The organism is Comamonas sp. lk (genome assembly GCF_900564145.1).
GTDB lineage: Bacteria > Pseudomonadota > Gammaproteobacteria > Burkholderiales > Burkholderiaceae_C > Comamonas.
Genome location: NZ_UOOB01000001.1, coordinates 685,322 through 711,399 on the forward strand (window position 1 = coordinate 685,322; position 26,078 = coordinate 711,399).

At 59.6% G+C, this 26,078-nt stretch carries 28 protein-coding genes and 1 pseudogene; 20 read left to right on the forward strand and 9 right to left on the reverse strand.

Translation table 11 applies throughout. The features are described from left to right. Position 1: 1 nt before the first annotated feature. The 3 genes from cheY to motA all read right to left on the reverse strand — a co-directional run bounded on the left by cheY (position 2) and on the right by motA (position 2,410). Positions 2-388 carry a chemotaxis response regulator CheY gene (gene cheY / locus EAO39_RS03135; protein WP_120966119.1) on the reverse strand — a complete coding sequence of 129 codons (387 nt, stop codon included), beginning with the start codon at positions 386-388 and terminating at the stop codon, positions 2-4. A 72-nt stretch (positions 389-460) separates the two neighbouring features. After that, positions 461-1,531 carry a flagellar motor protein MotB gene (gene motB / locus EAO39_RS03140; protein ID WP_120966120.1) on the reverse strand — a complete coding sequence of 357 codons (1,071 nt, stop codon included), beginning with the start codon at positions 1,529-1,531 and terminating at the stop codon, positions 461-463. A gap of 18 nt (positions 1,532-1,549) precedes the next feature. Further along, positions 1,550-2,410: a flagellar motor stator protein MotA gene (gene motA / locus EAO39_RS03145; protein WP_120966121.1), complete on the reverse strand. Its 861-nt coding sequence runs from the start codon at positions 2,408-2,410 to the stop codon at positions 1,550-1,552. 430 nt (positions 2,411-2,840) lie between these two features. Between motA and EAO39_RS03150 the strand changes: the two genes are divergently transcribed. Further along, positions 2,841-4,301 carry a flagellin gene (locus EAO39_RS03150; RefSeq protein ID WP_120966122.1) on the forward strand — a complete coding sequence of 487 codons (1,461 nt, stop codon included), beginning with the start codon at positions 2,841-2,843 and terminating at the stop codon, positions 4,299-4,301. Between the two features lie 275 nt (positions 4,302-4,576). Here the strand turns inward: EAO39_RS03150 and EAO39_RS22870 are convergent, their stop codons facing one another. Then, positions 4,577-4,717 (reverse strand): hypothetical protein, encoded by a 141-nt coding sequence (locus tag EAO39_RS22870; protein ID WP_240467121.1) that lies wholly within the window; start codon positions 4,715-4,717, stop codon positions 4,577-4,579. Between EAO39_RS22870 and EAO39_RS03155 the strand changes: the two genes are divergently transcribed. From EAO39_RS03155 to EAO39_RS03170, 4 genes are all read left to right on the forward strand, one after another. Further along, positions 4,656-6,170: a flagellin gene (locus EAO39_RS03155; RefSeq protein WP_240467066.1), complete on the forward strand. Its 1,515-nt coding sequence runs from the start codon at positions 4,656-4,658 to the stop codon at positions 6,168-6,170. The genes EAO39_RS22870 and EAO39_RS03155 overlap by 62 nt on opposite strands. Positions 6,171-6,343: 173 nt before the next feature. Next, complete coding sequence (gene fliD / locus EAO39_RS03160) at positions 6,344-7,786, forward strand: flagellar filament capping protein FliD (protein ID WP_120966124.1); 1,443 nt, start codon at positions 6,344-6,346, stop codon at positions 7,784-7,786. A 94-nt stretch (positions 7,787-7,880) separates the two neighbouring features. Further along, positions 7,881-8,294: a flagellar export chaperone FliS gene (gene fliS / locus EAO39_RS03165; RefSeq protein ID WP_120966125.1), complete on the forward strand. Its 414-nt coding sequence runs from the start codon at positions 7,881-7,883 to the stop codon at positions 8,292-8,294. Between the two features lie 2 nt (positions 8,295-8,296). Further along, entirely contained in the window at positions 8,297-8,596 is a 300-nt protein-coding gene (locus EAO39_RS03170; RefSeq protein ID WP_120970621.1) for a flagellar protein FliT, read from the forward strand. Between the two features lie 229 nt (positions 8,597-8,825). Here the strand turns inward: EAO39_RS03170 and fliE are convergent, their stop codons facing one another. Beyond that, positions 8,826-9,140, reverse strand: coding sequence for a flagellar hook-basal body complex protein FliE (gene fliE, locus EAO39_RS03175; RefSeq protein WP_120966126.1), 315 nt, complete (start codon positions 9,138-9,140; stop codon positions 8,826-8,828). A 171-nt stretch (positions 9,141-9,311) separates the two neighbouring features. Between fliE and fliF the strand changes: the two genes are divergently transcribed. From fliF to EAO39_RS03225, 10 genes are all read left to right on the forward strand, one after another. Further along, entirely contained in the window at positions 9,312-11,033 is a 1,722-nt protein-coding gene (gene fliF / locus EAO39_RS03180; RefSeq protein ID WP_120966127.1) for a flagellar basal-body MS-ring/collar protein FliF, read from the forward strand. A 39-nt stretch (positions 11,034-11,072) separates the two neighbouring features. Then, entirely contained in the window at positions 11,073-12,068 is a 996-nt protein-coding gene (gene fliG, locus EAO39_RS03185) for a flagellar motor switch protein FliG (RefSeq protein WP_120966128.1), read from the forward strand. Next, positions 12,061-12,867 carry a FliH/SctL family protein gene (locus tag EAO39_RS03190; RefSeq protein WP_120966129.1) on the forward strand — a complete coding sequence of 269 codons (807 nt, stop codon included), beginning with the start codon at positions 12,061-12,063 and terminating at the stop codon, positions 12,865-12,867. The genes fliG and EAO39_RS03190 overlap by 8 nt, the downstream gene beginning before the upstream one ends. Positions 12,868-12,941: 74 nt before the next feature. Beyond that, positions 12,942-14,309, forward strand: coding sequence for a flagellar protein export ATPase FliI (gene fliI / locus EAO39_RS03195; protein WP_240467067.1), 1,368 nt, complete (start codon positions 12,942-12,944; stop codon positions 14,307-14,309). Positions 14,310-14,335: 26 nt separating this feature from the next. Continuing rightward, positions 14,336-14,806 (forward strand): flagellar export protein FliJ, encoded by a 471-nt coding sequence (fliJ, locus tag EAO39_RS03200; protein WP_120966131.1) that lies wholly within the window; start codon positions 14,336-14,338, stop codon positions 14,804-14,806. After that, positions 14,803-16,140, forward strand: a complete 1,338-nt coding sequence (locus tag EAO39_RS03205; protein WP_120966132.1) for a flagellar hook-length control protein FliK — start codon at positions 14,803-14,805, stop codon at positions 16,138-16,140. Before fliJ ends, EAO39_RS03205 begins: the two co-directional genes overlap by 4 nt. A 169-nt stretch (positions 16,141-16,309) precedes the next feature. Continuing rightward, positions 16,310-16,858 (forward strand): flagellar basal body-associated FliL family protein, encoded by a 549-nt coding sequence (locus EAO39_RS03210; RefSeq protein ID WP_120966133.1) that lies wholly within the window; start codon positions 16,310-16,312, stop codon positions 16,856-16,858. 15 nt (positions 16,859-16,873) lie between these two features. Continuing rightward, on the forward strand, positions 16,874-17,878 hold the full coding sequence (fliM, locus tag EAO39_RS03215) for a flagellar motor switch protein FliM (RefSeq protein WP_120966134.1): 1,005 nt from the start codon (positions 16,874-16,876) through the stop codon (positions 17,876-17,878). After that, positions 17,868-18,296, forward strand: coding sequence for a flagellar motor switch protein FliN (gene fliN / locus EAO39_RS03220; protein ID WP_120966135.1), 429 nt, complete (start codon positions 17,868-17,870; stop codon positions 18,294-18,296). The genes fliM and fliN overlap by 11 nt, the downstream gene beginning before the upstream one ends. A 25-nt stretch (positions 18,297-18,321) precedes the next feature. Next, positions 18,322-18,699 carry a flagellar biosynthetic protein FliO gene (locus tag EAO39_RS03225; RefSeq protein ID WP_120966136.1) on the forward strand — a complete coding sequence of 126 codons (378 nt, stop codon included), beginning with the start codon at positions 18,322-18,324 and terminating at the stop codon, positions 18,697-18,699. A gap of 122 nt (positions 18,700-18,821) precedes the next feature. On the opposite strand, the gene istB is transcribed toward EAO39_RS03225, so the two are convergent. After that, positions 18,822-19,619, reverse strand: coding sequence for an IS21-like element helper ATPase IstB (istB, locus tag EAO39_RS03230; protein WP_120966137.1), 798 nt, complete (start codon positions 19,617-19,619; stop codon positions 18,822-18,824). After that, positions 19,609-21,126 (reverse strand): annotated as a pseudogene (gene istA / locus EAO39_RS03235) (IS21 family transposase). The gene istB and the pseudogene istA overlap by 11 nt, the downstream one beginning before the upstream one ends. Positions 21,127-21,259: 133 nt before the next feature. Here istA and fliP point away from each other — a divergent pair. The 3 genes from fliP to fliR all read left to right on the forward strand — a co-directional run bounded on the left by fliP (position 21,260) and on the right by fliR (position 23,158). Continuing rightward, the gene (gene fliP, locus EAO39_RS03240; RefSeq protein ID WP_162989474.1) at positions 21,260-21,961 is read left to right on the forward strand and encodes a flagellar type III secretion system pore protein FliP; all 702 of its coding nucleotides are present in this window, start codon (positions 21,260-21,262) and stop codon (positions 21,959-21,961) included. A 149-nt stretch (positions 21,962-22,110) separates the two neighbouring features. Next, positions 22,111-22,380, forward strand: coding sequence for a flagellar biosynthesis protein FliQ (gene fliQ, locus EAO39_RS03245; RefSeq protein ID WP_120966139.1), 270 nt, complete (start codon positions 22,111-22,113; stop codon positions 22,378-22,380). 7 nt (positions 22,381-22,387) lie between these two features. Further along, on the forward strand, positions 22,388-23,158 hold the full coding sequence (fliR, locus tag EAO39_RS03250; RefSeq protein WP_120970623.1) for a flagellar biosynthetic protein FliR: 771 nt from the start codon (positions 22,388-22,390) through the stop codon (positions 23,156-23,158). A 94-nt stretch (positions 23,159-23,252) separates the two neighbouring features. Here fliR and EAO39_RS03255 read toward each other — a convergent pair whose 3' ends face one another. Together EAO39_RS03255 and EAO39_RS03260 are read right to left on the reverse strand one after the other, a co-directional pair. Next, on the reverse strand, positions 23,253-23,882 hold the full coding sequence (locus EAO39_RS03255; protein WP_120966140.1) for a response regulator transcription factor: 630 nt from the start codon (positions 23,880-23,882) through the stop codon (positions 23,253-23,255). A 69-nt stretch (positions 23,883-23,951) separates the two neighbouring features. After that, positions 23,952-25,085 (reverse strand): histidine kinase, encoded by a 1,134-nt coding sequence (locus EAO39_RS03260; protein WP_120966141.1) that lies wholly within the window; start codon positions 25,083-25,085, stop codon positions 23,952-23,954. A 111-nt stretch (positions 25,086-25,196) separates the two neighbouring features. On the opposite strand from EAO39_RS03260, the gene EAO39_RS03265 reads away from it, so the two are divergent. Together EAO39_RS03265 and EAO39_RS03270 are read left to right on the forward strand one after the other, a co-directional pair. Further along, complete coding sequence (locus tag EAO39_RS03265; RefSeq protein ID WP_120966142.1) at positions 25,197-25,643, forward strand: hypothetical protein; 447 nt, start codon at positions 25,197-25,199, stop codon at positions 25,641-25,643. A gap of 51 nt (positions 25,644-25,694) precedes the next feature. Continuing rightward, positions 25,695-26,057, forward strand: coding sequence for a response regulator (locus tag EAO39_RS03270; protein ID WP_120970625.1), 363 nt, complete (start codon positions 25,695-25,697; stop codon positions 26,055-26,057). Positions 26,058-26,078: the final 21 nt, after the last annotated feature.

Sequence of the window (26,078 nt, forward strand, 5' to 3'; positions counted from 1 at the left end):
CTTACAGGTCGAGTTTTTTGATGATGAGGTTGACCTTCTCTTCCAGCGTGGCTTTGGTGAAGGGCTTGACGATGTACCCGGCGGCACCACCCTGGGCAGCGGCCACGATGTCTTCCTTGCGGGCTTCGGCGGTGACCATCAGCACGGGCAGCTGCTTGAGCTTTTCATCCTGCTTGATTTCGGTGAGCAGCTGAAAGCCGTTCATATTGGGCATGTTGATGTCGGTCACCACGAAATCAAACTTGCTGGAGCGCAGCTTGTTCAGCGCAACCACACCGTCTTCGGCCTCATCCGCATCGGCAAAGCCGCTTTCCTTGAGCAGATTGCGCACGATACGGCGCATGGTGGAGAAGTCGTCAACAATCAAAAAACGCAGGGCATTAGCCACGAGAGGCCCTTTCGGTCGAAATAGGTGCGTGGGAGAGAAGCATGAGCCGTTGATGGTAACAATTTGTCAAAATCAAGGCGCTGGGCGTGCATTGTCAGGCTTTTCGGCAGCTTCGGCAGCAACTTCAGTCGTTGTTACAAACTCTTCCTTGGGGCCCAGGGATTGCGCGAGAGGGATGGCTGTGGTTTTTGCAACACTTGGCGTTTTGGACTGTGCGCTGCTGGCTGCCACTCCGGCCTTGATATCGGCACTCAAGGTTTCGCTGCTGCCGTTCCGGCCAAAGCCAAGCATGCGGCGCTCGGCTTCCTTGGTCAGCACAGTGATGGTGATGCGGCGGTTTTGCGGGGCACGTGGCTCATTGACCACCAGCAGATCGCTATCGGCCAGCCCCACCACGCGAGCCAGTTGCTGCAGCGGCATGCCGGCAGCTACCAGTTCGCGGCGCGAGGCATTGGCACGGTCGGCAGAAAGCTCCCAGTTGCTATAGCCCCGGTCTGCATTGCCGTAAGGCGCGGCATCGGTATAGCCCGAGAGGCTGATGCGATTTTCCGCATCGGTCATGGCCGCACCTACCTCGCGCAGAATATCGCGCATATAGGGCTTGACCGTGGCGCTGCCGCTATCGAACATGGGGCGGTTTTGCTCGTCCATGATCTGGATCAGCAGGCCGTCTTGTGTGATCTCGGTACGAATCTGGGCCCTGTATTCGTTGAGCTTGCTGCTGTTGGCGATCATGGAATCAACCTTGGCCTTGAGCGCATGCAGACGTTTAGCATCCTGGAGTGTCTCTTCGGCACGGCCGGCTGCCTGGCTGGCGCGGCGGTTGGCGTTGTCATCGGCGTCGGAACGACGCACCTGGCCGTGGACCTTGGACAGGTCATTGCCCCCGCCGGGCACCACACTCGAGCTATTGCCCGCGCCATTGCCGCCTGACATGGCCACCTTGAGCGGCGAATTGAAATACGCGGCAATGCCTTGCAACTCGCCCTGGGCCGTAGAGCCCAGCAGCCACATCAGCAGAAAGAAGGCCATCATGGCCGTCACAAAGTCGGCGTAAGCAATCTTCCAGGCGCCGCCATGTGAGCCATGCTGCACCTTCTTGATGCGCTTGACGATGATGGGCTGCAGCTTCTTCTCAGCCATGGCAAGACTCCAAGGGCATCACTTCTTGCCCTTGACGTGGGCTTCCAGTTCCAGAAAGCCGGGGCGCTCGGTAGAGAACAGCACCTTGCGGCCAAATTCTATGGCCGTGGAGGGGTTGTAGCCCTGCATGCTGGCCAGCAGCGTGACCTTGATGCACTCAAACTCCTTGGCCGCGTCCTGTACCCGTTGCTCCATCAGAGCGGCAATGGGCTCCACCAGTCCATAGGCCAGCAAAATGCCCAGAAAGGTACCGACCAGAGCGGAGGCAATCATGCCGCCCAGCACTGCCGGCGGTTGACCCACAAAAGCCATGGTGTTCACCACGCCCAGCACGGCTGCAATGATGCCGAAAGCCGGCAGAGCGCCGGCCAGGCGGGTGAGCGCGGCCACGGGGCCGTGAGCCTCTGCATGGTGGGCCTCTATTTCGCTGTCCATCAAGGACTCGATCTCGTGCGAATTCAGATTGCCCGAGACCATCATGCGTAGATAGTCCGTGAGGAACTCCACGATATGGTGATCGGCCAACAGCTCGGGGTAGTTCTGAAACACCGGGGAGTCGTTGGGCGACTCCACATCGGATTCGATGGACATCAGCCCTTCCTTGCGGGCTTTTTGCAGCAGCTCATACAGCAGCGCCATGATCTCCATATAGCGCGCCTTGGTGTAGCGCGAAGACTTGATCGCTGTGGGAATGGCCTTGAGCGTGGCCTTGAGCACCTTGGGCTGGTTGCTCACGATAAACGCCCCCAAAGCGCCGCCGCCAATGGTCACCATTTCGAACGGCAAGGCTTTGGCAAGCACCGACACACTGCCGCCGTGCAACACATAGGTGCCGAAAATGCAGCCGAAGGCAACGATATAACCAATGAGGACAAGCATGGGAGACGATTGTGGGGTGGACGACCCGTCTGCATTGGCAGGAAAAGCTGGGCCTTTGCGTTGTAGATCGGCAGCTTGCGCTATTTATGTAGCTTGCTGCCCCATTTTTCTAGGTATTTGCTACAGGCAATCCATGGAGGTGATGTCGCCATGAGCAGGGTGGTCTCCATGGTTGCACAGCAGATGCGGCAGCAAACGCTTCATCTTCTTACATTTTGAGAAATATTTGCAAGCCACCCCTAAAGTTTGGCTGCAACCCCTCCGATAACAGCTTCAACAGGGGAAAAAGCCCTGTGACCAGCGAGCCACAGCAGCAAAACCATAGGACTGCCGGCTGGGGTGCTGGATTGGGCTGCCGCCGCCGCCCACCCTGGGGAAGTCTCAGGTCACTGTGGCGGCGACGTTTTGATCTCACGAAGGAGTTTGCACCATGGCCATGACCATCAACACCAACATCCAGTCGCTCAACGCACAGCGTAATCTGGGCACCTCGCAGACCTCGCTGTCCACTTCCATGCAGCGTCTGTCGTCTGGCATGCGCATCAATAGCGCCAAGGACGATGCGGCTGGTCTGGCGATTGCCGAACGCATGAGCGCACAGGTCAAGGGGTTGAACCAGGCGGCTCGTAATGCCAATGACGGCGTGTCGCTGGCACAAACTGCTGAAGGCGCACTGAGCACCATTGGCGGCAATCTGCAACGTATTCGCGAGTTGGCAGTGCAATCGCGCAATGCCACCAACTCCACGGATGACCGTGCTGCCTTGCAGAAGGAAGTGGATCAGCTCAAGAGCGAAATTGATCGTGTGGCCAAGGACACATCATTTAATGGTACCAATCTGCTGGACGGTTCTTTTACAGCGAAATCCTTCCAAGTTGGCGCAAACCAAGGTCAACGCATCGACATTGACAGCATTCAGAACTCGCGCATTTCAACACTTGGTTCTTGGGAAAGCTTGGATGTGCAGGCCACTGTTTCTAGTTCCAAGTCGGTGCAGGCAGGGACGGTGGTGCCAACCACCCAGGCCATGACGGGGTTTACGCAGAACGTAACAGATGGTGACGTTCAGGATCTGACTATTGAGGGGGTTTCGATTGCGTCTAACACTGTTGCAGGCGGAGCTGGTCTTACAGCGGCAGATATTGATACTGCTCTTGCCGGTAAAACTGATGCTCTTAGGGAAAAAGGCGTTGTGTTCACAGGAACAGTGGCTGCTGGCAATTTGACTTTGAAGAAGGTTGACGGTACGGCTCTGGCGGCAACAAATACAAAAACCGGAATTACGCTTGGCACTGCAGCAGCCGGCACTACTGCTTACCCGCCTGTTACTCTCAGCATCAACGGCAAAAGTATCACAACAGCTGCGGCTACGTCTGAGGAGGAGTTCGGAAAAGATTTGATGGCAAAAATCGGTGCAGACACCACCCTCCGCGGTACTGTTGAAGCAAGCTTCTCAGGTGGAAAGCTGTCGTTGAAGGGAATCAACACCGACGTTGTGATCGCTGGAACCGCGACCAACTTGGACAAGCTGGGACTTGAAGCAGGGACTACCAGTTTCAAAGCAGGAAAGTCCGAATCCGGGTTCGAAAAGCTGACCGTCGCTACGGCAGAGGATGCAGACAACGCCATCTTGGCCATGGATGCTGCTCTGAAGTCGGTCAACTCCGCCCGTGCCGATCTGGGTGCAATGCAGAACCGCTTTGAATCGGTAGTGTCCAATCTGAATGTGAACAGCGAAAACCTGTCGGCTTCGAAGTCCCGCATCATGGATGCCGACTTTGCCTCGGAAACCGCCAATCTGAGCCGCTCGCAAATTCTGCAGCAAGCCGGTACCGCGATGGTGGCCCAGGCCAACCAGCTGCCACAAGGCGTGCTGTCTCTGCTGCGTTAATTGCAGCAAGCTGCGCACCGGTTGATGCCGGTGCCTGGCTTATTTATCAAGGCCTCCTTTGGGAGGCCTTTTGCATTTTCAAGCTGCTGCTGGAGGGCTCGGTAATCAGCTTCAATTGAACAAATGGCGGTGCTTTTGGCCTCTTATCGGTCTTATGTGCACTGTGGCTTGCTCCAACAATCCTCGTACCCGCAATCCTAGACTTCGGTCCGCGTTTTCGGTCACGTGGGCCAGCGTCGTCGCTGGTCGTGAAAACGGCTAAGTACGTCGCCGGTTTACTGGCTTGAAACAGGAACATACGCCATGGCAGCCATCATCAATACCAATATCCAGTCGCTCAATGCCCAGCGCAGCCTGAGCTCTTCCCAAAGCCAGCTGGCAACATCCATGCAGCGCCTGTCTTCGGGCTTGCGCATCAACAGCGCCAAGGATGACGCGGCGGGTCTGGCCATTTCCGAACGCATGACTACACAAGTGCGTGGTTTGACAGTCGCCATGCGCAATGCCAATGACGGCATCTCGCTGGCGCAGACTGCGGAAGGTGCCTTGAGTTCGGTTGGTAATAACCTGCAGCGTATTCGTGAACTCGCCGTGCAGTCGCGCAATGCCACCAATTCGGCAGAAGATCGCGCGGCACTGGATACCGAAGTGCAGCAACTCAAGGCCGAGATCAGCCGCATTTCTCGTGATACCTCATTCAATGGCACAAAGCTGCTGGATGGCTCATTCACCAATATGGCATTCCAGGTGGGGGCCAATCAGGGGCAGACCATTGACATTAGCGGTATTGCAAATACCAATGTGGATGCACTGGGAGCCTGGAATAGTGTGGCGGTGTCTGCAAAGATGACGGGTGCAACGATAGCTGGTACTTCCAGTACAACCGTACCGCAGCCAACGGCTACTTCTTTGGCATTGGCTGCTGCGGTTGATAACGGCAGCGGCGATTTCGGCTATGAAACGTTTAAATTGAATGTCGGCGGTACCGATTACACAATTACGAAGCCCTCTACAACCGCCGCTGATGCACAGACTGCGCAGGCCAATTTGCTGGCAGGCTTGCAGGCTGCCAGTATTCCCGGCCTTACGTTTGATCTTGATGTGACGGGTACAAATATCGTGGTGACCAATGCGGGTGCCACAGACATTGCCATTGCGGATGGCAATGGCACGAATGCCAGCCCTATTACAGGCGGTACCGCAGCAGCCGCTACCAGCAGTACGACAACCAGCAATGGTTTGCCAACTGCAGCAGTCAAAATCAATGGCAAAACATTTAACCTGAACGCTCAGGACAGCGCATCCAAGCGGGTTGCAGATTTGGTCAAGCAAATCAATGAAGCTGATTTTGGCAATCAACCCAAGGTGACTGCCTCGATTGTGAATGGTGGCGTTGTCCTGTCCTCTGCCGCTGGAAATATCACAGTGGCAGGGGAGGCGCCAACAGCTGACGCTGATGCCTTGAAGGCTGCGACGGGTTTGGCCGCAGCAACGACCGCAGCAACGACCGCTGCAGGCTCCCGCGCATTTGAAGCTGCGGTAAACGATGTGCAGGGCTTTGGCAAATTGAATGTGCTGGATGTGGAGTTTGCCGATAACGCCATTTTGGCCATGGATGCCGCCTTGACTGCCGTCAACGGAGCACGCGCCACCCTGGGTGCCGTGCAAAGCCGCTTTGAAACCACGGTTCAAAACCTAAGTGTCAACGCTGAAAATCTTTCCTCTGCGCGCAGCCGCATCATGGATGCCGACTTCGCTGTTGAAACCGCCAATCTGAGCCGCACGCAAATCCTGCAACAGGCGGGTACGGCCATGGTGGCCCAGGCCAACCAGCTGCCGCAGCAGGTGCTCAAGCTGCTACAGGGCTAATACCCATCAAAAGCTGAAGTAATGTAATGCACTCAAGTGTGTCGGTGATTTGCCGATACATCGTGTGCAGTGCTGTCCACACAGTGGCTGGGCTGGTGCGTGCCCGGGCTGCTGTTCAATGACGCAAGCCATGCGTGCTGCGCGCAGCTGCGTTGGCGGCGAGGGAGATTGTTATGGGTATCAGCTCGGTAGGTCTTGGCAGCGGCCTAGACGTTGAAAAAATTGTCACTCAGTTGGTGGCACTGGAGTCTAAGCCGTTGGCGACCTTGCAGACCAAGGCCAGCGGCATCAATACGCAGATTTCGGCTTTTAGCCAGTTGAAATCGCAGATTGCCAATCTGCAGGAGCAGGCGACCAAGCTCACCAAAAAAGAGACCTGGCTGGGCAATACCTTGACCTCGTCCAATGCGGCCACAGTCAGCGGTACGGCCACGGCGGCTGCGGTGCAGGCAACCTATGACGTAATGGTCTCGCAAATGGCGGCGGGCCAGACTGTGGGCTCAGGCTTGGTTCCGCCTAAAACATCTTTGGGTACGGGCAAGCTGACTATCACCATGGGGGAGTGGGGTAGTACCAGTTCCTCGGGTGTGTCCAGCGATTTCAAGGTCAATACCAAGGATGGTGCGAATGTCAGCTTCTCTGTGGATATCACGGCTGAAGATGATTCGCTGACCAAAATTGCGGCCAAAATCAATGCGGCCAAAGGCGATGTGAGCGCCACCGTGCTCAAGGATCACACGGGCGAACGCCTGGTGCTGCAATCCAAAACCACGGGTGTCAATTCGGCTTTTCAAGTGAAGGCAGAAGGCGTGGAGCTGCAGCGATTTGCCTATGACGGCGGCAATACCGTTGGTGGCATGAATCGCTCGGTTCAAGCTCAAGACACCTTGGCCACCATCAACGGCATTCAGATGGCATCACATACCTCCACCTTCACGGATGTGGCGGAAGGTGTGACGCTGACAGTCTCCCAAAAGATGGAAGACAAAGCCGCGCCCGTGCGCATTACGATTGCCAATGACAGTGCGGCAGCCAAGACTGCGCTCAAGAATTTTGTAGAGTCGTACAACGCTTTGAGCAACGCGCTCACCACGATGACGGCTTACAACAAGGACGCCAAGACGGCGGGCACGCTGCAAGGGGATTCCACGGCCGTGAATCTGCAATCGGCCTTGCGTCGCATTGTCTCCGGCCCCGGCGGTGAAGGCGGTGCATTTGCCAGCCTGTCGCAGGTGGGGATTGCATTCCAGAAGGATGGCACGCTCAAGATCGACGACACCAAGCTGGACAAGGCGCTCAAGGATCCGGAGAGCATGTCCCAATTCTTTGCCGTGGACCCGGCCGGTACCGATCAGGATGGTTTTGCCGTGCGTCTGAAGGATTTCACCACCGGCTTGTTGGCGACGGATGGCACTTTTGCTACCAAGGACACTTCGCTCAAAGACTCGCTCAAGCGCAATACCTCGGATCAGGAGCGTCAGAGCAGCAAAGTCGCGGCGTATGAAGTGCGCTTGCGCGCTCAGTACTCGCGTCTGGATACGCAGATGGCCAGCCTGTCTGCGCTGGATACCTATATCACCCAGCAAGTAGCGGCCTGGAACAAGTCCGGCAGCTGATTTGCCAAGGGCAGAAGATAGGACTTAATTCCCTCCTGAGTCTGCCGATAACAAATGCAGTGATCTGAGAAACTGCAAACAAGGAGTGGTCGTGATGTTTACCCCAGCCAATGCGCGCGCAATGTCGGCTTACCGTCAGGTGGGTGTGCAATCCATGGTGGATGGTGCATCGCCCCAGCAGCTGATCAAGATGTTGTTTGACGGTCTGGTGGCGTCCATCAACGCCGCGCGTGGAGCCATGGAACGTGGCGATATCGGCGAAAAAGTGCGCCATATCGGCAAGGCCGTGCGCATTTTGCAAGAAGGCTTGCTGGCGGTGCTGGACAAGGAAAAAGGCGGCGAGCTGGCGGACAACCTGGCTGCACTCTACGACTACTGCACCACGCGTTTGACCTTGGCCAATGCGCGCAACGATGTGGCCATGGTCAATGAAGTGGCGCAACTGGTGGGCACCGTGGCGCAAGGCTGGACCGAGATGACAAATGCACCGGCACCTGCTGGGGCTTGATGATGGAGCACACTTTGATCGATTTCTACCGTGCCATAGAGCAAAGCAGCGCCAAGATGCTGCAGGCGGCCCAGGATAAAGATTGGGAGGGCGTTGCGCGTTACGAGGGCACTTGCGCCGTGCTGATCGAGCAGCTGCGCTTTCGCTCACGTGAGGAAAAACTGGCCCCCGAACTGCGCAAGGAAAAAGCGCGCATCATGCAACGCATCTTGCGCAACGACGCCCAGATTCGCGTGCTGGCTGAGCCATGGCTGGCCAATTTCGAACACCTGTTTGACGGTCAGCCGCATGTGATGCACTGAGAGTCCGACCGTCGGCTCAAGATGACAAAGCCCTGTCGCAGCAATGCGGCAGGGCTTTCTTGTTGGCGCTCAAAGATTTGAATGAAATCGGCCTGAAGTTCTTTACCGACAAGCGCTTGCAGCTATCGAATCAATGAGCGTTGCGTGGATGCTTGAAAGCAAAAAGCCCGCATGTCATCACAACCTGCGGGCAAGCCTTGGAGGGCAAAAGCGTTGGTGTGAGCGTTGCTCACACCTGCATATTCATCACATCGGTATAGGCCTGTACCAGGCGGTTGCGCACATGCAGCGTGGCTTGAAAGCCGATCTGTGATTTCTGCATGGCCAGCATGGTCTGCTCCAGGCTGACGGCCGGGTTCTCCAGTTGCACTTCGCGTTGTAGCTGGCCGGAGTGGTTCTGGGCGCTGCTGACTTCCTTCAGTGCGCCCTGCAGGGCCTGGCTGAATCCGCCGGCTGCCACGGCAGGGCTGCCGGTGGCGGCAAGGCCTTTGGTGAGCGGGCTGCCGCTGACGGGGGAGGTGAGGCTGGGAATTCGCAAGTCCATATAGATTCCAACAGGAGTTGGTGAGATGGCGTGATCCTAGGTTTTTGAGAGCGCGGCAGACGGGCGATAAGTGGGGGGTTTGGCGCGCTTATCGGGGGAATGTGAAGACCGGTAGTCCGAATAATCCACAGGACGCTAGACCTCGTGTGGGGTCTGACACATGGAACTCAAATGTCTGCTGTTGCTGAAGTCCCTCACTCTGCCGGTGCACCTGCCGCCCGCCCTGCCGTCATGCAGCGCTGGAATGCGTTGGACCGTGCTCAGCGCCTGCGATGGGGTGCGCTGGCGGCCCTGGTAGCGGTCGGTCTGGTGGCTGCTGCGGTGTTTTACCGCCAGCCTGATTACAAGCTGCTGTTCTCCAATCTGAGCGACAAGGATGGCGGCGCCATCGTGGCCCAGCTCAGCCAGCTGAACGTGCCCTACCAGTACAGCGAAGGCGGCGGCGCCATCATGATTCCGGCCGACCGGGTACACGATGTGCGCCTGAAGCTGGCCACCCAGGGCCTGCCCAAGGGATCGGTGACAGGCTTTGAACTGATGGAGAACAGCAAGTTCGGCATCACCCAGTTTCAGGAACGGCTGAATTTTCAGCGCGGTCTGGAGGGCGAGCTGACGCGCTCCATTCTGGCCTTGAGCGCCGTGCAAAGCGCACGCGTGCACCTGGCGCTGCCCAATCAGAACGGTTTCTTTCGCGAGCAGCAAAAGCCTTCGGCTTCGGTGCTGCTGAGCCTGCACCCGGGCCGTGTGCTGGACCGCACCCAGTTGGCGGGCATTGTGCATCTGGTGGCATCCAGCGTGCCCGAAATGCAGCCTGAAGCGGTCAGCGTGCTCGATGACTCGGGCAAGCTGCTGTCCCAGTCGCCTGACGGTAGCGGTGGCAACATCGACATGCAGCAGCTCAATTACACGCAGCAGATCGAGCAGCAGTATGTGCGCCGCATTCTGGACATTCTGGAGCCCGTAGTCGGCAAGAACAATGTGAAGGCCCAGGTCTCGGCCGAAATGGACTTCAGCCAGACCGAGCAAACTTCCGAGCAGCATCGCCCCAATCAGGCGGCCGATGGCGGAGCCATTCGCAGCCAGCAGGTGGTTGAGAACCTCAACGATGCCAAGCCGCCCATGCCCACGGGCGTGCCCGGTGCTGCCAGCAACCAACCGCCGCCCAATTCCACGGCCCCCATCAACGGAGCCAACCCTGCGCCGCAGGCCGCCGACGGCCAGCAAGGCCAAAGCCGTGGGCAAGGCAATGGTAAGCGCGAATCCATTACCAACTACGAGGTGGATAAAACCGTGCGTGTCACCCGTGGCGGCAGCTCGGGCGCCATCAAGCGCCTGACGGCAGCCGTCGTGGTCAACGCTCCTCTGGTCGCGCCGGCCGCTACCGGTACCGATGTCGCCACCGCCGCCACTGCGGCAGCCGCGACCAGCGGCCTGCGTGCCTTGAGTGCACAGCAGCAGGAGCAGCTTTTGAGCCTGGTGAAGCAAACCGTGGGCTTCAGTGCAGATCGTGGCGACTCGGTGAATCTGGTCAGCACACCTTTTGTGGATGTTGTGGCCGCCCCCGTGGAGCTGCCGTTGTGGAAAGACCCGGAGATGTTGGCCATGGCCCGAAGCCTGGGTGTGCCGATTGCACTGGCCTTGTTTGGCGCACTGGTGCTGCTGGGTCTGGTGCGTCCGTTGCTCAAGGGGCGAAAGGGCGAACAGTCTAGTTTGCGAATTGATGCGATTGAAGGCGAGTTGGTGGAGCGCCCCGCCCTGCCTGCTCCTGCGGTGGCGGATCCGTCAGCGAGCAAGGAGGGTGCCCGCATGGAGCATGCACGCCAGTTGGCCAAGCAAAACCCGATTGCGGTGGCCAATATCGTCAAGACCTGGATCAACGGCGAGAGCGCCTGAGCCTTGATCCCCGTGGATAACTGAATAGAGAGTGCGAATATGGATGACCGAGGCCTGAACGACGCTGCCATTTTGTTGGTCTCCCTCGGCGAGGAAGAGGCGGCCGAGGTATTCAAGCACCTGAGCCCCAAGGAAGTGCAAAAGCTGGGCGAGACCATTGCCCGCATGCGCGGCGTGACGCGTGAAAAAGTCGACTTCGTGATCGAGCGCTTTGCCAACGATGCCGCTGCACAAAGCCTGTTGGTGGACGATGCCAGCGACTATGTGCGCTCTGTGCTCAAGCGCGCTCTGGGCGATGACAAGGCCGCGCTGTTGATTGACCGCATCTTGCAGGGCGGCGACATCTCGGGCATTGAAAGCCTCAAATGGATGGATCCGTTGTCGGTGGCCGAGCTGCTGCGCGGCGAGCATCCGCAGATCGTGGCTGCCATTCTGGTGCACCTGGAGTACGAGCAGGCAGCTGCCGTGCTCATGCAGCTGCCCGAGCGTTTTCGCAGCGAAGTCATGCTGCGCGTAGCCACGCTGGAAGGTATTCAGCCCGCAGCGCTCAAGGACCTCAATGAAGTGCTGTTCCAGGTGCTGGCCGGTGGCGACAAGGTGCGTAAGACCTCGCTGGGCGGAGTGAAGACGGCGGCCGAAATGCTCAACCAGCTGGGCGGCAATTCGGATGTGGCTGTGCTGGATTCGATTCGCAACTACGACCCCGAGCTGGCCCAGAAGATCATGGACCGCATGTTTGTCTTCGATGACCTGGTCAAGCTTGACGACCGCTCGATACAGATGGTGCTGCGTGAGGTGGTGATGGAGACGCTGATCGTGGCGCTCAAGGGCGGCTCCATGGAAGTGCGCGACAAGGTTCTGGCCAATATGTCCATGCGTGCTTCCGAGTCGCTGCGCGAGGATCTGGAGTCGCGCGGCCCCATGCGCTTGTCCGAAGTCGAAGCCCAGCAAAAGGAAATTCTCAAGATTGTGCGCCGACTGGTCGAAGAAGGCCAGGTCACCCTAGGCGCCGGCCCGGAAGACAGCTATGTCTAATCCTGTGAACCGCAGCCATTCGCGCTTTATCCCGCAGGAAGAAATTGACGACAAGGCCGTGATGCCGTGGCGCTTTGATGCGGTCGATGCCCATGCCGGCGCCTTGGCACCCGTCACGCCTGCGCAGTTTCAGAGCTTTAGCGCGGCGGCCTTCATGCCGGCAAAGCAGCTGTCTGCCGATGTGGTGGAGATGCCGGAGCCCCAAGCGCTTGTGCCAGCCGAGCCGGCCTTGGCGCAGGAGCAGTTGCAGCAGATGCTGGAGCAGGCACGTGCCGAAGGTCTGGCGCAGGGGCTGGCCCAGGGTAAGGCGCAGACCACGCAGGAATGGCAGCGCCGCCTGGATGACTATGTGGCCGGTGTGGGCCGCGACAATGTTCAGCGCGTGGATGCCGTGCTACAGGGTCTGGATGCTGGCTTCAAACAAATGCAGACTGGCGTGGCCAGCGAACTGCTGGAGCTGGCTTGTGAAATTGCGCGCCAAGTGGTGCGCCAGGAGCTTCGCAGTCAGCCCCTGGCCTTGCTGCCCGTGGTGCGTGAGGCGCTGGACATGCTGGCCGCCGAAAGCCGTCTGGCCACGGTGCGCTTGAATCCGGCAGACTTTGCCGTGCTGGACGAGGCCCTGCGCGCCGAACATGGCGAGCACAGCAAGATTCAATGGCTCAGCGATGCCGCAGTGGCGGCCGGTGATGTGAAAGTGGAATCCGGCGGCGCTGAAATCGATGCCGGTCTGGACAAGCGCTGGCGCCGTGCCGTGGCGGCTCTGGGTCTGGTCTCCACCTGGTATGACGGAGCGCCGTGATGCAAGAGACTGCGCAAAGCAATACCTCGGACCTAGGCTCGGACCACAGCGCGGAAAACCCGTGGCTGCAATTCATGGCCAATGCCCAGGCGCGCTATGCGCAGCCCGTGGCGCTGGAGTGTCAGGGCCGTCTGACCCGCCTCACCGGTCTGGTGCTGGAAGCCAGCGGCCTGCGCGTGCCCGTGGGCGCGCAATGTCATATCCGCCAGCCCGGGCAGGAGCCGGTGCTGGCCGAAGTCGTGGGCTTTTCCGGCGAGCGGGCCTACCTCATGCCGGCCGGCGATATTCAAGGCCTGTCCAGCGGAGCCATGGTCACGCCGGTCGTGCCTTCGGTGCCGCCGCCGCTATTTGGCGCAGGGCATGAAGCAAAGATCTCCCGCTCCGTCGGCGTGCTGCGCCTGCCCATGGGCGACGGCCTGCTGGGCCGCGTGGTGGATTCGCAAGGCACGCCGCTGGATCATGGCGGTGCCTTGGGCGATGTGCTGGCGCAGGAGCTGGACCGCAGCCCCATCAATGCCATGGAGCGCGACCCCGTGCGCGAGCCGCTGGATACCGGCGTCAAGGCCTTGAACGCCTTGCTCACCGTGGGCCGGGGTCAGCGTCTGGGCCTGTTTGCCGGCTCGGGCGTGGGCAAATCCGTGCTGCTGGGCATGATGGCCCGCTACACCCAGGCCGATGTGATCGTGGTGGGCCTGATTGGCGAGCGTGGCCGCGAGGTCAAGGAGTTTGTCGAAGACATTTTGGGCGCCCAGGATCGCAGCCGCGCCGTGGTGGTGGCTGCGCCGGCCGACGCCCCCCCGCTGCTGCGCATGCAGGGCGCCAGCTACGCCACCGCCATTGCCGAGCATTTTCGGGACAAGGGTAAGCATGTGCTGCTGCTCATGGATTCGCTGACCCGCTACGCCATGGCCCAGCGCGAGATTGCCCTGGCCATTGGCGAGCCGCCGGCCACCAAGGGCTATCCGCCATCGTGCTTTGCCAAGCTGCCCGCCCTGGTGGAGCGCAGCGGCAATGGTTTGAACGGCGTGGGCTCGATCACGGCTTTCTACACCGTGCTGTCCGAAGGCGATGACCAGCAGGACCCGATTGCCGATGCCGCCCGTGCCATCTTGGACGGCCACGTGGTGCTGTCGCGGGCGCTGGCCGAAACCGGACATTACCCCGCCATTGATATCGAGCAGTCGGCCTCGCGTGTCATGCACAACGTGGTCACGCGTGAGCATTTCGAGCTGGCGCGCCGCTTTCGTGCCGTGTATTCGCGCTACCAGAAAGGTCGCGATCTGGTGCAGGTGGGTGCTTATCTGGCGGGTTCCGACCCGCAGATGGACGAGTCCATTCGCCTGCAGCCGGCCATGACGGCTTTTCTGCAGCAAAGCATGTTTGAAAGCTCCGATATGGAGCACAGCGTGGCGGGCATGGCCCAGGCCGTGCAGGCCGCGTAAATCGAAAACAACCAGGGAGTTGCAACATGTCATCCGTGAACGCTTTGATGGTGGCCATTGATGCCGCCGTGCGCAAACGCGACGCCGCCCGCACGGGTTTGCAGGAGCGTCAGAGCGCACAGCAGGCGGCACAGGCCCAGATGGACCAGTTGCAAGCCTATATGCAGGAAATGCAGACCCGCTGGGGCGCGCAGGACGGCCTGGCCGTGCAGCCAGAGGTCATGCATCACCACTACCAGTTCATGGACAGACTGCAACACGCCATCAGTCTGCAGACTTCGGTGCTGGTCGATGTGCGGATTCGACTCGAAGCCGCGCAGCAGGCCTTGCTGGCTGCCGAGCTGCGGGTCAGCAGTCTCAACAAGGTGGTGGACGTGCGCAAGCGCGACATGGCCCTGGTCCAGATGCGTCGTGAGCAAAAAGAGACCGATGAGCGCGCCGCCTTGCAGTTCTTCCGGCGCAGCCTGGGTTTGCAGATGCAGGAGGCGGCACCATGAGCGATACCCGTATTGAGCATCGGCTGGCCCAGCAGACCATGGCGACTTCCCGCAGCGCGGGCGCGAGCACAGAGCAAGGTGTGGCAAGCGGCTTTTCCTCGGTGCTGGCGGCTCAGGGCGCCGGGGCTGCCGGCTTTTCTCTGGCACCGGCCGAGCCAAGCGGTGTCAGCCTTGGCTTGGCTGCCAACCTTGCGCCACTCAAGTCCGTCGCGGCCGACGAGGACTTGGCGCCTGTGCCGTCTGCCGAGGCGCTGATGCTGGCCGGCCAGGTGCATGCGCCCTGGATGAGTCTGGTGGGGCAGACAGCCGCGCAGGATAGCCAGGCCGATACCGATTTGCGCCAAGGCGTGGCCACGGACTTTCTTTCGGGTCGGGGTCATGCGGGCCTGTTGGCCCAGCGGCAAAGCCTGGCGTCGCAGGTGGGCGGAGCCAATGCCACAGCCCATGCGGCATTTTTGGCAGTGGATTCAAAGCAAAATCTGCCTCAAGCCCAATATCTGAATGCGCAAGCGGCTATCAATGTTGATGCGTCTACGGCCGATCTGGCGGATGCAGCGGCCGATGCGTCCGGGAGCAAAAATCAGGCGGTACTGGCCGCGGATGCTTTACAAAGTGCTGTGCAGCAGACGACCGAGGTCCGCCATACAGCGCAGCACGGCGGCAGCCTGGGCTTGCAAGGTATGACGGCGGTGCAGCCGCAGGAGCTGACAGGACTCAAGGAAAGCTTGCTGGCGGCCATGCAGCGCGGCAAGGGGGCTGAAGATCTGGCGGACAGCGCTGGCAACCGGCCAGCAGCGCAAGGCGGTCACGATGCGCTGGCCACCGCTGTGGCTGCGGGGGCGTTACAGGCCGGCATGCAGGCGGGAACCCAAGCCGGCGGGCAGAATGCTTCGGCTTTCGCCCAGACGGCAGACGGCCAGGCCGCGCCGGCGGAGCGCGAGCAAGAAATCTCCGAACAGGTGGCTTTCTGGGCGCATCAGAAAAATCACCATGCGGCCCTGTCCATACAGCACGAAGGCAAGCCGATTCAGGTGCAGGTGCAACTGAACGGCCAGGAGGCCCATGTGCGCTTTGCTGCGGATGACGAGCAGGCGCGCCAGCTCCTGGCCGACGGTCAGTCTCAGCTGCGCGAGTTGTTGCAGGCCCAGGGCTTGCAGCTAGCCGGGGTCAGCGTGGGCAGCGGCAAGGCCGATTCCCAGGGCAATAGTCAGCGTGACCAACGTGACGAGGGGCGCAGCAGCGCCAGGCAGGCGCGTGTGCAGCTGACGGCCGATGTGGGCGGCACCTCCGTGGCAGCCAGCCCCAAAAGCGCGGGTGTGGATGTGTTTGTCTAACGTGGTTTGAAGGGCGCAGGCTCATCCGAGCCAGGGAGAAGGCGGGGTTTAGCGCTTTTATTCGGGCAATGTCTCTGGCGGTAGTGTCCAATAATTCAGCCATGGACCTCTCCCGTGCATGGTGCAGCGAATGCCGGTCGTGGTCTTTCTTTAGTAAGGAATATCCGCCGTGTCAGCCAATCCCAATGCCGCTCCCGCAGCTCCTGCTCCGGCCAAGAGCAAAAAGTTGATCCTGATCCTCGGCATCGTCGCGCTCCTGCTGATCGTGGCCGCCGCCGCTTACATCTGGATGGTTCAGCGCCAGCACAGCAGTGCAGATGGCGAGGACGAGGTCAAAGTCGAAGCCACGGTGCCCACGTTCTTGCCGCTCGATAATATGGTGGCCAATCTGGCCGACCCCGGCGGCGATCGCTTTGTGCAGCTGGGCATTACGCTGGAGCTGGCGGACGAAAAGACGGCCGGTACCGTCAAACAATATCTGCCCAGCATCCGCAACGGCATTCTGATGCTGGTGTCCCAGCGCAGCTCCGATGAGCTGCTCACGCGCGAAGGCAAGGAAAAGCTGGCTGCCGATGTGCTGGCCGAAGTGGCTGCGCCGCTGGGCTATAACGCCCGTCCCAAAAAGCGTTCGCAGGACGATGGGGACGAGGAGCGTCCCAGCAAGGTCGGCAAGAATCCCGTACGCCGCGTGCTGTTCTCCAGCTTCATCATTCAGTGATCCTGGAGCCTAAGCATGAGTGATTCATTTCTCTCCCAGGAAGAAGTGGATGCCCTTTTAGAGGGTGTCACAGGCGAAAGCCAGAAATCCGAGGTGGCCGAGGTCGATATCGGCCTGATTCGCAACTACGACATTTCCAGCCAGGAACGCATTGTCCGCGGTCGCATGCCGACCATGGAAATCGTCAATGAGCGCTTTGCGCGTAACTTCCGCATTGGCCTGTTCAACTTCATTCGCCGCAGTCCCGAGGTTTCGGTCGGTACGGTCTCGGTACAGCGTTACAGCGCTTTCCTGCGCGAGCTGGCCGTGCCCACCAATTTCAATATCGCGGCCATTCGCCCTCTGCGCGGCAGCGGCCTGGTGGTTTGCGAGCCTTCGCTGGTCTTTGGCGTCATCGACACCTTGTATGGCGGCACGGGCCGCCTGCAAACCCGTATCGAGGGGCGTGATTTCTCGCATACCGAGCAGCGCGTCATCAACCGCCTGGTCAACGTGATCTGCGAGGAATACAAAAAAGCCTGGCACGGTATCTATCCGCTGGAGTTGGCTTATCAGCGCTCGGAAATGCAGCCCCAGTTCGCCAATATCGCTACGCCCAGCGAAATCGTGGTCTCCACGGCTTTTCAGCTGGAGATCGGCGATATCTCGGGCTCCATCCACATCTGCATGCCCTACGCCACGCTGGAGCCCATCCGCGACGTGCTGTATTCGTCCACCCAGGGCGATGCCATCGAGGTGGACAGGCGCTGGGTCAAGGTGCTGACGCGGGAAATCCAGTCGGCCGATGTGACCCTGGTGGCCGAGCTGGCCCGGGCCGATGCCACGGTGGAGCAGCTGCTGGCCATGCGCCCTGGCGACTTCATTGAGCTGGATCGCGAGCCGCTGATCCGAGCATCGATTGGCGGGGTTCCGATTTTCGAGTGCCAGTACGGCACGCACAACGACAAATATGCAATCCGCGTGGAGCATTGCCTGCGCGGCGGTGATTCCGGCTGGACGGGAGAGAAAAATGGCAATTGACGACAGCAACAAGAGTGCGGGCGACGATCCCTTCTCGGGCTGGGCCGAAGCGTTGGAAGAGCAGCGTGCCCACGATGGCGCAGATGTTTCCGAGCAGGGCGGTCCGCTCTCCGGCGAAGCGCAGCGCCCCTATGGCGGCGCCGATGTGCCGGTGCACGACATCAACATGGTGCTGGACATTCCGGTGCAGCTCTCGGTGGAGCTGGGCCGCACCAAGGTGCCTATCAAATACATTTTGCAGCTGGCCCAGGGCTCGGTGGTGGAGCTGGATGCGCTGGCCGGTGAGCCCATGGACGTGCTGGTCAACGGCTATCTGATTGCACAGGGCGAGGTGGTGGTGGTCAACGACAAGTTCGGTATCCGTCTGACGGACGTGGTGACGCCGTCCGAACGTTTGCGCCGGGTCAGCCGTGGTTGACAGCTCGGCGGCGGCTGCGCCCTCCATGTGGCCCACGCTGGTGCTGGTGGCGCTGTTTGTCGCCGCCATGGCAGCTTTGCCCTGGCTGGTGCGCCGGTTGCAGCAAAAGAATCTGCTGCCCCGCAGCATGGGCATGGCGCGCGGCGCGGCCCCGCTGCCGTTGCAGATTCTGGGCTCGCTGTCCATAGGTCAGCAGCAGCGCGTGGTGACGGTGCAAGTAGGCGATGGCGATGAAGCCGTGCGCCTGGTGCTGGGCGTGACGGCACAACAGATTCAATGCCTGCATGTGCTTGAAGAGCACAAAGCACATGCGCCGGCAGCTATCAAAAGCGAGGCATCGCAGTTTGCCGATGTCATGGCCCAGGCTCAGCGCCAGGCATCGCAGGATCAGGGACATGTCTAAGTTCATATCTCGCCGCACGGTTGCCGCTCTTGTCAGCCTGCCTTTATGGTGTTGATTTCCACGCAAGACTGACCCGCTATTTCCATCTCAAACTGACCCACCCTTTGGCTTGAGCCGTAGGCTCAAGATGTGGATAAGGTTTTGCTTCTCTCCCTCTTGATGAGCGGTTGTTGGATTGCACAACTGTGCTTGAAGCGGTAGCTGTCGTTGCCTGTTTCCAGAATATGGCAGTGGTGGGTCAGACGGTCCAGAAGGGCCGTAGTCATCTTTGCATCGCCAAACACGCTGGCCCATTCGCTAAAGCTCAGGTTGGTGGTGATCACCACACTCGTGCGCTCGTAAAGCGTCGAGAGCAGATGGAACAGTAGCGATCCGCCAGATGAGCTGAAGGGCAGATAGCCCAGCTCATCGAGTATCACCAGATCCGTATGCACCAGCCTGTGGGCGAGCTGTCCGGCTTTGCCTTGGGACTTCTCTTGCTCCAAGGCGTTGACCAATTCCACGGTAGAGAAGAAGCGCACCCTTTGGCGGTGGTGCTCGATGGCCTGGATACCCAGCGCCGTAGCAATGTGGGTCTTGCCAGTACCGGGTCCGCCGACAAGCACCACATTGTTGGCCTTCTCGATGAATTCACAGCGATGAAGGCTGCGTACCAAGGCTTCATTGACCTCGCTGTGGGCAAAGTCAAATCCCGCCAGATCTCTGTAGATAGGGAACTTGGCAGCCTTGAGTTGATAGGCAATGGAGCGAACTTCTCGCTCTGCGCTCTCGGCCTTCAGCAGTTGAGCCAGCATGGGATGTGCCGCTTCAAAGGCTGGAGAGCCTTGCTCGGCAAGCTCAGTGATGGCCTGGGCCATGCCAAACATCTTGAGTTGCCTGAGCATGATGATGATCGCTGCAATGGCTGGGTCATGGCGCATGGTGCCTCCGCCTGAGTTGGTCGTAGCGCACAACGTTGGCTTGGGGCTCGACGAGCAAGGTCAAGGCTTGTGGTGAATAGATGGGTTCAGGCTCCGGTGTTCCGTCAAGCAGGCGATGCAAGACATTGATGATGTGGGTCTTGCGGGGAACGCCTGCTTCCAAGGCCAACTCCACTGCCGCCAGAACCGCCTGCTCATCGTGCTGCAACACCAAGGCTAGGACCTCCACCATCTCACGGTCGCCGCCAGGCTGCTTGAGCAGCAGAGCTTGCAGCCGTTTGAAAGCCTCTGGCAGCTCTGCAAACGGAGCACCGTTGCGCAATGCACCGGGCTTGCGCTGCAACACGGCCAGGTAGTGACGCCAGTCATAAACCGTACGACCAGAACCTTGGTGATTGCGCTCAATGATGCGCTGGTGTTCGCAGACGACCTGGCCTTCGGCCACGACAACTAAGCGGTCGGCGTAGACCTGCAAGCTCACGGGCCGGTTGGCGTAAGAGGCCGGTACGCTGTAACGGTTGCGCTCAAAGTGCACCAGGCAGGTGGGCGAGACCCGCTTAGCGTGTTCGACAAACCCATCAAATGGTCGAGGCATGGGCATTAATGCCGAGCGCTCTAGCGCCCAGACATCTGCGACTGAGCCAGGCAACTGGCCATGCGTAATCCCTTGCCATAGCGCCTGACATCGCTGCTCCAGCCAAACGTTGAGGGCACTGAGCGTAGGAAAGGCCGGTACAGATTGCCAGATGCGATGACGGGCATCTCGTACATTCTTCTCAACCTGTCCCTTCTCCCATCCCGAGGCGGGATTGCAAAACTGTGCCTCGAACAGGAACTAGCTGTCCAACGCGGGGAAGCGGGCGATGAGCTCTAGGAGCTGGCCATGGCCGAAACCATCGACGGCTGTGCGCATATGGTCGTAGATGCCCCGCATGGGGTTCCCTCCAAACACCGCAAATGCCCGGTTGTGGGCATCAAAAAGCATCTCATGGGTTTGAAGCGGATAGGCCCGTAGATAAAACGCACGGCTGTGACTGAGCTTGAAGTGAGCCACTTGCAGCTTGGTACGCACACCCGCAATGACAGCCCAATCCTCACTCCAGTCAAACTGAAAGGCTTCGCCAGCAGCAAAGATCAGTGGAACAAATACGCCTCGGCCCGCTGTTTGTTCAGCTGCATGGAGCTGAACCTTCCATGCTCTGGCAAAAGCGGCTACCCGACCATAGGATCCCGCATAACCCAGAGCCTGCAAGTCTTCGTACATCTGCTTGATCGTGCGCCGCTGCTTGCGAGAGCGATTCGCTTCAGTACGAAGCCAGCCCGAGAGTTTGCTGGCGAATGGGTCTAGCTTGGTGACGATGGTGCGCTGCGCAGGGCGAGGCTGCACAACATCGGAGCGCAAATACTTGCGGATGGTATTGCGAGAAAGCCCGGTTCTGCGGGCGATCTCTCGGATGGACAGGTGCTCACGCAGAGCCCAGCGTCTGATGACACTCAAAGTGGCCACGTCAATCACTCCTGGTCTCCTGCTGCACAAGAAAGCAGCAGGCTAGGGTTAATGCGTGGGTCAGGTTGAGATGGAAAAGCCAGGGGCTAGTGGGTCACTTGTGGGTGGAAATCAACATTTATGGGCCGCGCCTATGCTGGCTGCCGCCCAGGGGGCTCCCGCCAGCTTGCCGTTGCTGATAGGGCAGGGAGGGGGCGGTGGAGCCAGCTATTCCGTGCCCATTCAGACCTTGCTGTTTTTTACGGCACTGTCGTTTCTGCCGGCCATCTTGCTGTTGATGACGGGCTTTACCCGCATCGTCATCGTGCTCAGCCTGCTGCGTCAGGCGCTGGGCACGCAGTCTGCGCCGCCCAATCAGGTGGTGATCGGCCTGTCGCTGTTTCTCACGCTGTTTGTGATGGGGCCCACGCTGGACAAGGTCTATCAGGATGCTTATGTGCCTTACACCAGCAACAGCATCAGTTTTGAGCAGGCGGTGGACAGGGCCGAGGCGCCCATGCGCTCCTTCATGCTCAAGCAGACGCGTCAGTCGGATTTCGCGCTGTTCAAGCGTCTGGCCAAGCTCGATGAAGCCGTGACGGCCGAGACCGCACCGCTGCGCGTGCTGGTGCCGGCCTTTGTGACCAGCGAGCTCAAAACGGCGTTCCAGATCGGCTTCATGATCTTCATCCCGTTTCTGGTGATCGACATGGTGGTGTCCTCCATCCTCATGTCGCTGGGCATGATGATGCTCTCGCCGGTGCTGGTGGCGCTGCCGTTCAAGCTCATGTTGTTTGTGCTGGCCGACGGCTGGAATCTCATCATCGGCTCGCTGGCGGCGAGTTTCGTCACATGAGGCTCCCCCTGAGTCGCTTCGCGCCTTCCCCCTCAAGGGGGACGGCAGCTTTTGCTGCGGGGCGGCCCTTGCTGGCTGCCTCTTTGATGTGCAGTGTCTATTTCAAGCAGATCTGACGCTGCAAGCGATGTAGAGAGAAAGAGGAACCCATGACCTCTCAATTTGTTCTGACCTTCGGCCGCGAGGCGCTGACCTTGCTGCTCATGATCTCCATGCCTGTGCTGGGCGTGGTCATGGCCGTGGGCCTGGTGGTCAGCGTGTTTCAGGCCGTGACCCAGGTGCATGAAGCCACGCTGGCTTTTGTGCCCAAGCTGCTGGCTGCCGTGCTGGTGTTTGCCGTGGCCGGGCCGTGGATGCTCTCCACGCTGGTGGACTTCATTCGCCGCACCATCGAGAGCATTCCCGGCTCCATTGGGTGAATCGCGGGTGATATCGATCAGTGAAGCCCAGCTGGTGGCCTGGCTCTCGCCGGTGCTGTGGCCGTTCGTGCGCGTGCTGGCACTGTTTTCGGTGGCGCCCGTGTTTTCGCAGCGTGCCATCCCCTTGCGGCTCAAGGTCGGGCTGGCGCTGCTGGTCGCCATCTGCGCCCAGCCCGTGTTGGGCGTGCAGCCGGTGATTTCCATCAATTCGGCCCAGGCATTGGGCACGGTGGTGCAGCAGGTGGTGATCGGACTGTCCGTGGGTTTTGCCGTGCGGCTGGTGATGGCCGCCGTGGAAGTGGCCGGTGAGGTGATTGGCCTGCAGATGGGCTTGAACTTTGCCTCGTTCTTCGATCCCACCAGCAATGCCCAGCTCAGCGCCGTGGCGCGCTTCATGGTGCAGATCGCCACGCTGCTGTTCATTGTGATCAACGGCCACCTGCTGGTGCTGATGGCGGTGCTCAAGAGTTTTGAAGCTTTTCCGGTAGATGGCAACTTTCTGCAAGCCATTGCCCAGATGCGCCTGCATGAGATGGGCAGCGCCGTGTTTGCCAGCGCTTTCTGGATTGCCCTGCCCATGATTGCCATGCTGCTTTTCGTCAATCTGGTGCTGGGCATCATCTCGCGCGTGGCGCCGCAGATGAATATCTATGCCGTGGGCTTTCCCGTCACGCTGACCGTGGGCCTGCTGGGGCTGGTCGCCACCCTGCCTTTGCTGGAGCAGCCCATGGTGGCCTTGCTGCAAAAAGGCATTGCCATCTTTGGCGTAGGCAGCTGATATAAAAAAGATAGCTGCAAGCGCAAGACTAAAGACCTGTTGAGCTCTGAATAGGCCTGTAATCCAATCCAGCCATGCGCAAGCAGCTGCTCTTTTATATCAATTGGTTGTGAATGGCATAGGCCGTCAGCTCGGCATTGCTGCTCATGGAGAGTTTTTCCAGCACGCGGGCCCGGTAGACGCTGACGGTCTTGGGGCTGAGCATCAGCTCCTGGGCAATATCGGTCAGGCGCTGACCGTTTGCAATCTTGAGCAGGGTCTGCATTTCGCGCTCGGACAGGCTTTCGTGCGGAACGGGAGTGGCGGGCTGGGCCAGGCTTTCGGCCAGCATCTGCGCCACTTCGGCCGTCAGGTATTTGCGGCCGCTGAATACGGTGCGCACGGCTTCGATCAGCAGCACCGGGTCGCCCGCCTTGTTGGCATAGCCTTGAGCGCCAGCCTTGATGCTGCGCAGCGCGTACTGATCCTCGGGATACATGGAGACCATGATGACGCGAATGTGCGGATTGGTCTCGCGCACGCTGGCCAGCACTTCCAGGCCGCTGCGCCCTGGCATGTTGATGTCGAGCAGCAGCACGTCACAGGTCGCAGTCCGTAGTTGTTCGCGCAGCTCGGCGTAACTGGCCGCCTCGCCGGTGACAGTGATGTCCGTGGCTTCGGCCAGCGTATCGCGAATGCCCCGGCGCAGTACCGCATGGTCATCGCATAACACCACGTGGATCAAGTTGGGTCTCCTGAAAAGTCAAAAGCTGCGGCTTGCAAGGCAGCAGCGGTATTGGTGCCCAATGGTAGGTCATGCCTGCGCAGACGTGGCGCAGGCATCCAATGGGATGGAAATAATGATGGAGGTGCCGCAGCCCGCCTGGCTGCTGATGTCAAGCCAGCCATGGACGGTGCGTGCGCGCTCACTCAATCCGCGAAGACCAAAGGACTGAGGCTTTTCGCGATCGCCTGCCGAAATGCCTACGCCATTGTCCGTGACTTCCAGGGTCAGAAAACCTTCCTGATCGGACAGTTCTATATCCACACGGCTGGCTTGGGCGTATTTGCTGATATTGGTCAAAGCTTCTTGCGCCGTGCGGTAGGCCACCAGCTGCAAGGCGGGAGCAATTTCCATATGTTCGCGGCTGAGGCGCAGCCGTACCGGCACGCCGCTGCGGCGCTCAAAATCGCTGGCCAGCCATTGCACTGCGGCCACCAGGCCCTGATCCAGCACCGGAGGGCGCAGGTTTTGCATGATGCGCTGGCTGGCCCCCAGAGCATGCTCGAGCATCTCCAGTGCCGACTGGGCATGGGACTGCATGGGGCCTTGCGGCGTATTGCGCAGCAGCCAGGCCAGATCGAACTTGACGGCGGTGAGCGAGCCGCCGATGTCGTCATGAATCTCGCGCGAGATGCTGGCACGTTCCTGCTCTATCGAGGTGTGTAGATGCTCAGTCAGCTCGGCCAGGCGTTTTTCCGACTCGGCCAGCTCCTGCATGGCGCGGTGGCGAGCGCGTCTGGCATCGTGCACTTCCAAGGCCCGTTTGATGACATGCGGCAGACTACTGATCTGGTCCTTGAGCAGATAGTCGCTGATGCCCAGGCGCATGATGTCCACGGCTGCCGACTCGCCAATTGCCCCGGAAAGCAGTACAAAAGGCGGTGGCGCGGGCAGGGCACGAACCAGCTCCCAGACATCAATTGCCGTGAAGCCCGGTAGATGGTAGTCCGCCAGAACGAGGTCGAAATTTTGCGTGGCCAGTGCCTGGCCTGCTTCCTGCAGGCTATCGACCGGTGTCACCGTACAAGCCGGCAGGCCGCGTTGCAGATGCAGGCGCGCCAAGGCCTGATCGGCGACAGAGTCTTCAATATGCAGAATGTTCAAGGGCTGTTCCTGCAATTGCGCATAGCCAAGGGCGCTATCATTGGATACATTTTGGAACATAGAGGTCAAAATTCGTCAAGCTGGGTTGCGTGAGCGCTCTGCTAACGATCACGAATGTGTTCATGCGTAAAGCATGGCACAGCTATAGGGCTGTTCGTTGTTGGAGCAAGGATGCAGACATTCCAAAACCCTTCGGGTGAGCCTGCGGTGCCCGTGCCTGTCATGGTTGCCGCCGAGCTGCAAGACGCTTTGTCGGTCGCTTTGCGCGACCTGCAGCGTCTGGAGGGCTTGCTTGACCATGCCTCGCACAATCTGCTGGAGCGGTTTGAGGAGGCGAATGCACAATTGTCGCATCCCGGTTTGGCTGGGTTGTCGCAGGCGGATGCTGCTCGCGAAGCTCTGCGCCAGGCGGTGATCGAGCTGCAATTTCATGACATGTCCTCGCAATTGATAGCGCATATTGCCAGTACGCTTCAGGCCTGTGCCTTACGTTTTGCTTCAAGCACAACGGAGGATGGTCAGAATGGGGTTGTGGATGCCAGCTTGTCACCTATGCCGGGTAAGCCCAATCCCGTGAATCAAAGTGAGATGGACGCAGGCTCTGTGGAGCTGTTTTGACTGTAGTTATGAAGCACATCTTTTCCTATTGCCCGTCTGTTGGAGCTGTACATGCGATCGATTCTGGCCGTTGATGATTCCCCCTCGATGCGAAAGATGGTCGCTTTCACATTGACCAGCGCTGGTTTCAAGGTGGTTGAGGCCGTGGACGGCGTGGACGCATTGGCAAAAGCGCAGTTGGAGAATATCGACCTGGTGTTGGCAGATCAGAATATGCCGCGCCTGGACGGCATCGGCCTGACGCGTAAGCTGCGCGAAGACCCCAAGTTCCAGGACACGCCGATCCTGATCCTGACCACGGAGTCTAGCGATCTGATGAAGCAGGCTGGGCGCGCTGCCGGTGCCACGGGCTGGCTGGTCAAGCCGTTTGATCCCAGTCGTTTGATCGAAGTCATTCAGAAAGTGCTCCGTTAAGCCGATAGCTATGGATACACC

What these genes read in the sequence shown, in the direction of transcription:
- fliI (WP_240467067.1), top strand. Translation starts at nt 12,942, where the DNA reads ATGGCCAATGCCCAGGCGCGCTATGCGCAGCCCGTGGCGCTGGAGTGT.
- fliE (WP_120966126.1), bottom strand. Translation starts at nt 9,140, where the DNA reads ATGGACTTGCGAATTCCCAGCCTCACCTCCCCCGTCAGCGGCAGCCCG.
- fliP (WP_162989474.1), top strand. Translation starts at nt 21,260, where the DNA reads ATGCTGGCTGCCGCCCAGGGGGCTCCCGCCAGCTTGCCGTTGCTGATA.
- EAO39_RS03260 (WP_120966141.1), bottom strand. Translation starts at nt 25,085, where the DNA reads ATGTTCCAAAATGTATCCAATGATAGCGCCCTTGGCTATGCGCAATTG.
- EAO39_RS03270 (WP_120970625.1), top strand. Translation starts at nt 25,695, where the DNA reads ATGCGATCGATTCTGGCCGTTGATGATTCCCCCTCGATGCGAAAGATG.
- motA (WP_120966121.1), bottom strand. Translation starts at nt 2,410, where the DNA reads ATGCTTGTCCTCATTGGTTATATCGTTGCCTTCGGCTGCATTTTCGGC.
- EAO39_RS03150 (WP_120966122.1), top strand. Translation starts at nt 2,841, where the DNA reads ATGGCCATGACCATCAACACCAACATCCAGTCGCTCAACGCACAGCGT.
- EAO39_RS03225 (WP_120966136.1), top strand. Translation starts at nt 18,322, where the DNA reads ATGTGGCCCACGCTGGTGCTGGTGGCGCTGTTTGTCGCCGCCATGGCA.
- fliM (WP_120966134.1), top strand. Translation starts at nt 16,874, where the DNA reads ATGAGTGATTCATTTCTCTCCCAGGAAGAAGTGGATGCCCTTTTAGAG.
- EAO39_RS03190 (WP_120966129.1), top strand. Translation starts at nt 12,061, where the DNA reads ATGTCTAATCCTGTGAACCGCAGCCATTCGCGCTTTATCCCGCAGGAA.
- EAO39_RS03265 (WP_120966142.1), top strand. Translation starts at nt 25,197, where the DNA reads ATGCAGACATTCCAAAACCCTTCGGGTGAGCCTGCGGTGCCCGTGCCT.
- EAO39_RS03205 (WP_120966132.1), top strand. Translation starts at nt 14,803, where the DNA reads ATGAGCGATACCCGTATTGAGCATCGGCTGGCCCAGCAGACCATGGCG.
- fliQ (WP_120966139.1), top strand. Translation starts at nt 22,111, where the DNA reads ATGACCTCTCAATTTGTTCTGACCTTCGGCCGCGAGGCGCTGACCTTG.
- EAO39_RS22870 (WP_240467121.1), bottom strand. Translation starts at nt 4,717, where the DNA reads ATGCGCAAGCCCGAAGACAGGCGCTGCATGGATGTTGCCAGCTGGCTT.
- fliF (WP_120966127.1), top strand. Translation starts at nt 9,312, where the DNA reads ATGTCTGCTGTTGCTGAAGTCCCTCACTCTGCCGGTGCACCTGCCGCC.
- EAO39_RS03170 (WP_120970621.1), top strand. Translation starts at nt 8,297, where the DNA reads ATGGAGCACACTTTGATCGATTTCTACCGTGCCATAGAGCAAAGCAGC.
- fliD (WP_120966124.1), top strand. Translation starts at nt 6,344, where the DNA reads ATGGGTATCAGCTCGGTAGGTCTTGGCAGCGGCCTAGACGTTGAAAAA.
- fliS (WP_120966125.1), top strand. Translation starts at nt 7,881, where the DNA reads ATGTTTACCCCAGCCAATGCGCGCGCAATGTCGGCTTACCGTCAGGTG.
- motB (WP_120966120.1), bottom strand. Translation starts at nt 1,531, where the DNA reads ATGGCTGAGAAGAAGCTGCAGCCCATCATCGTCAAGCGCATCAAGAAG.
- fliN (WP_120966135.1), top strand. Translation starts at nt 17,868, where the DNA reads ATGGCAATTGACGACAGCAACAAGAGTGCGGGCGACGATCCCTTCTCG.
- fliG (WP_120966128.1), top strand. Translation starts at nt 11,073, where the DNA reads ATGGATGACCGAGGCCTGAACGACGCTGCCATTTTGTTGGTCTCCCTC.
- istB (WP_120966137.1), bottom strand. Translation starts at nt 19,619, where the DNA reads ATGCGCCATGACCCAGCCATTGCAGCGATCATCATCATGCTCAGGCAA.
- fliJ (WP_120966131.1), top strand. Translation starts at nt 14,336, where the DNA reads ATGTCATCCGTGAACGCTTTGATGGTGGCCATTGATGCCGCCGTGCGC.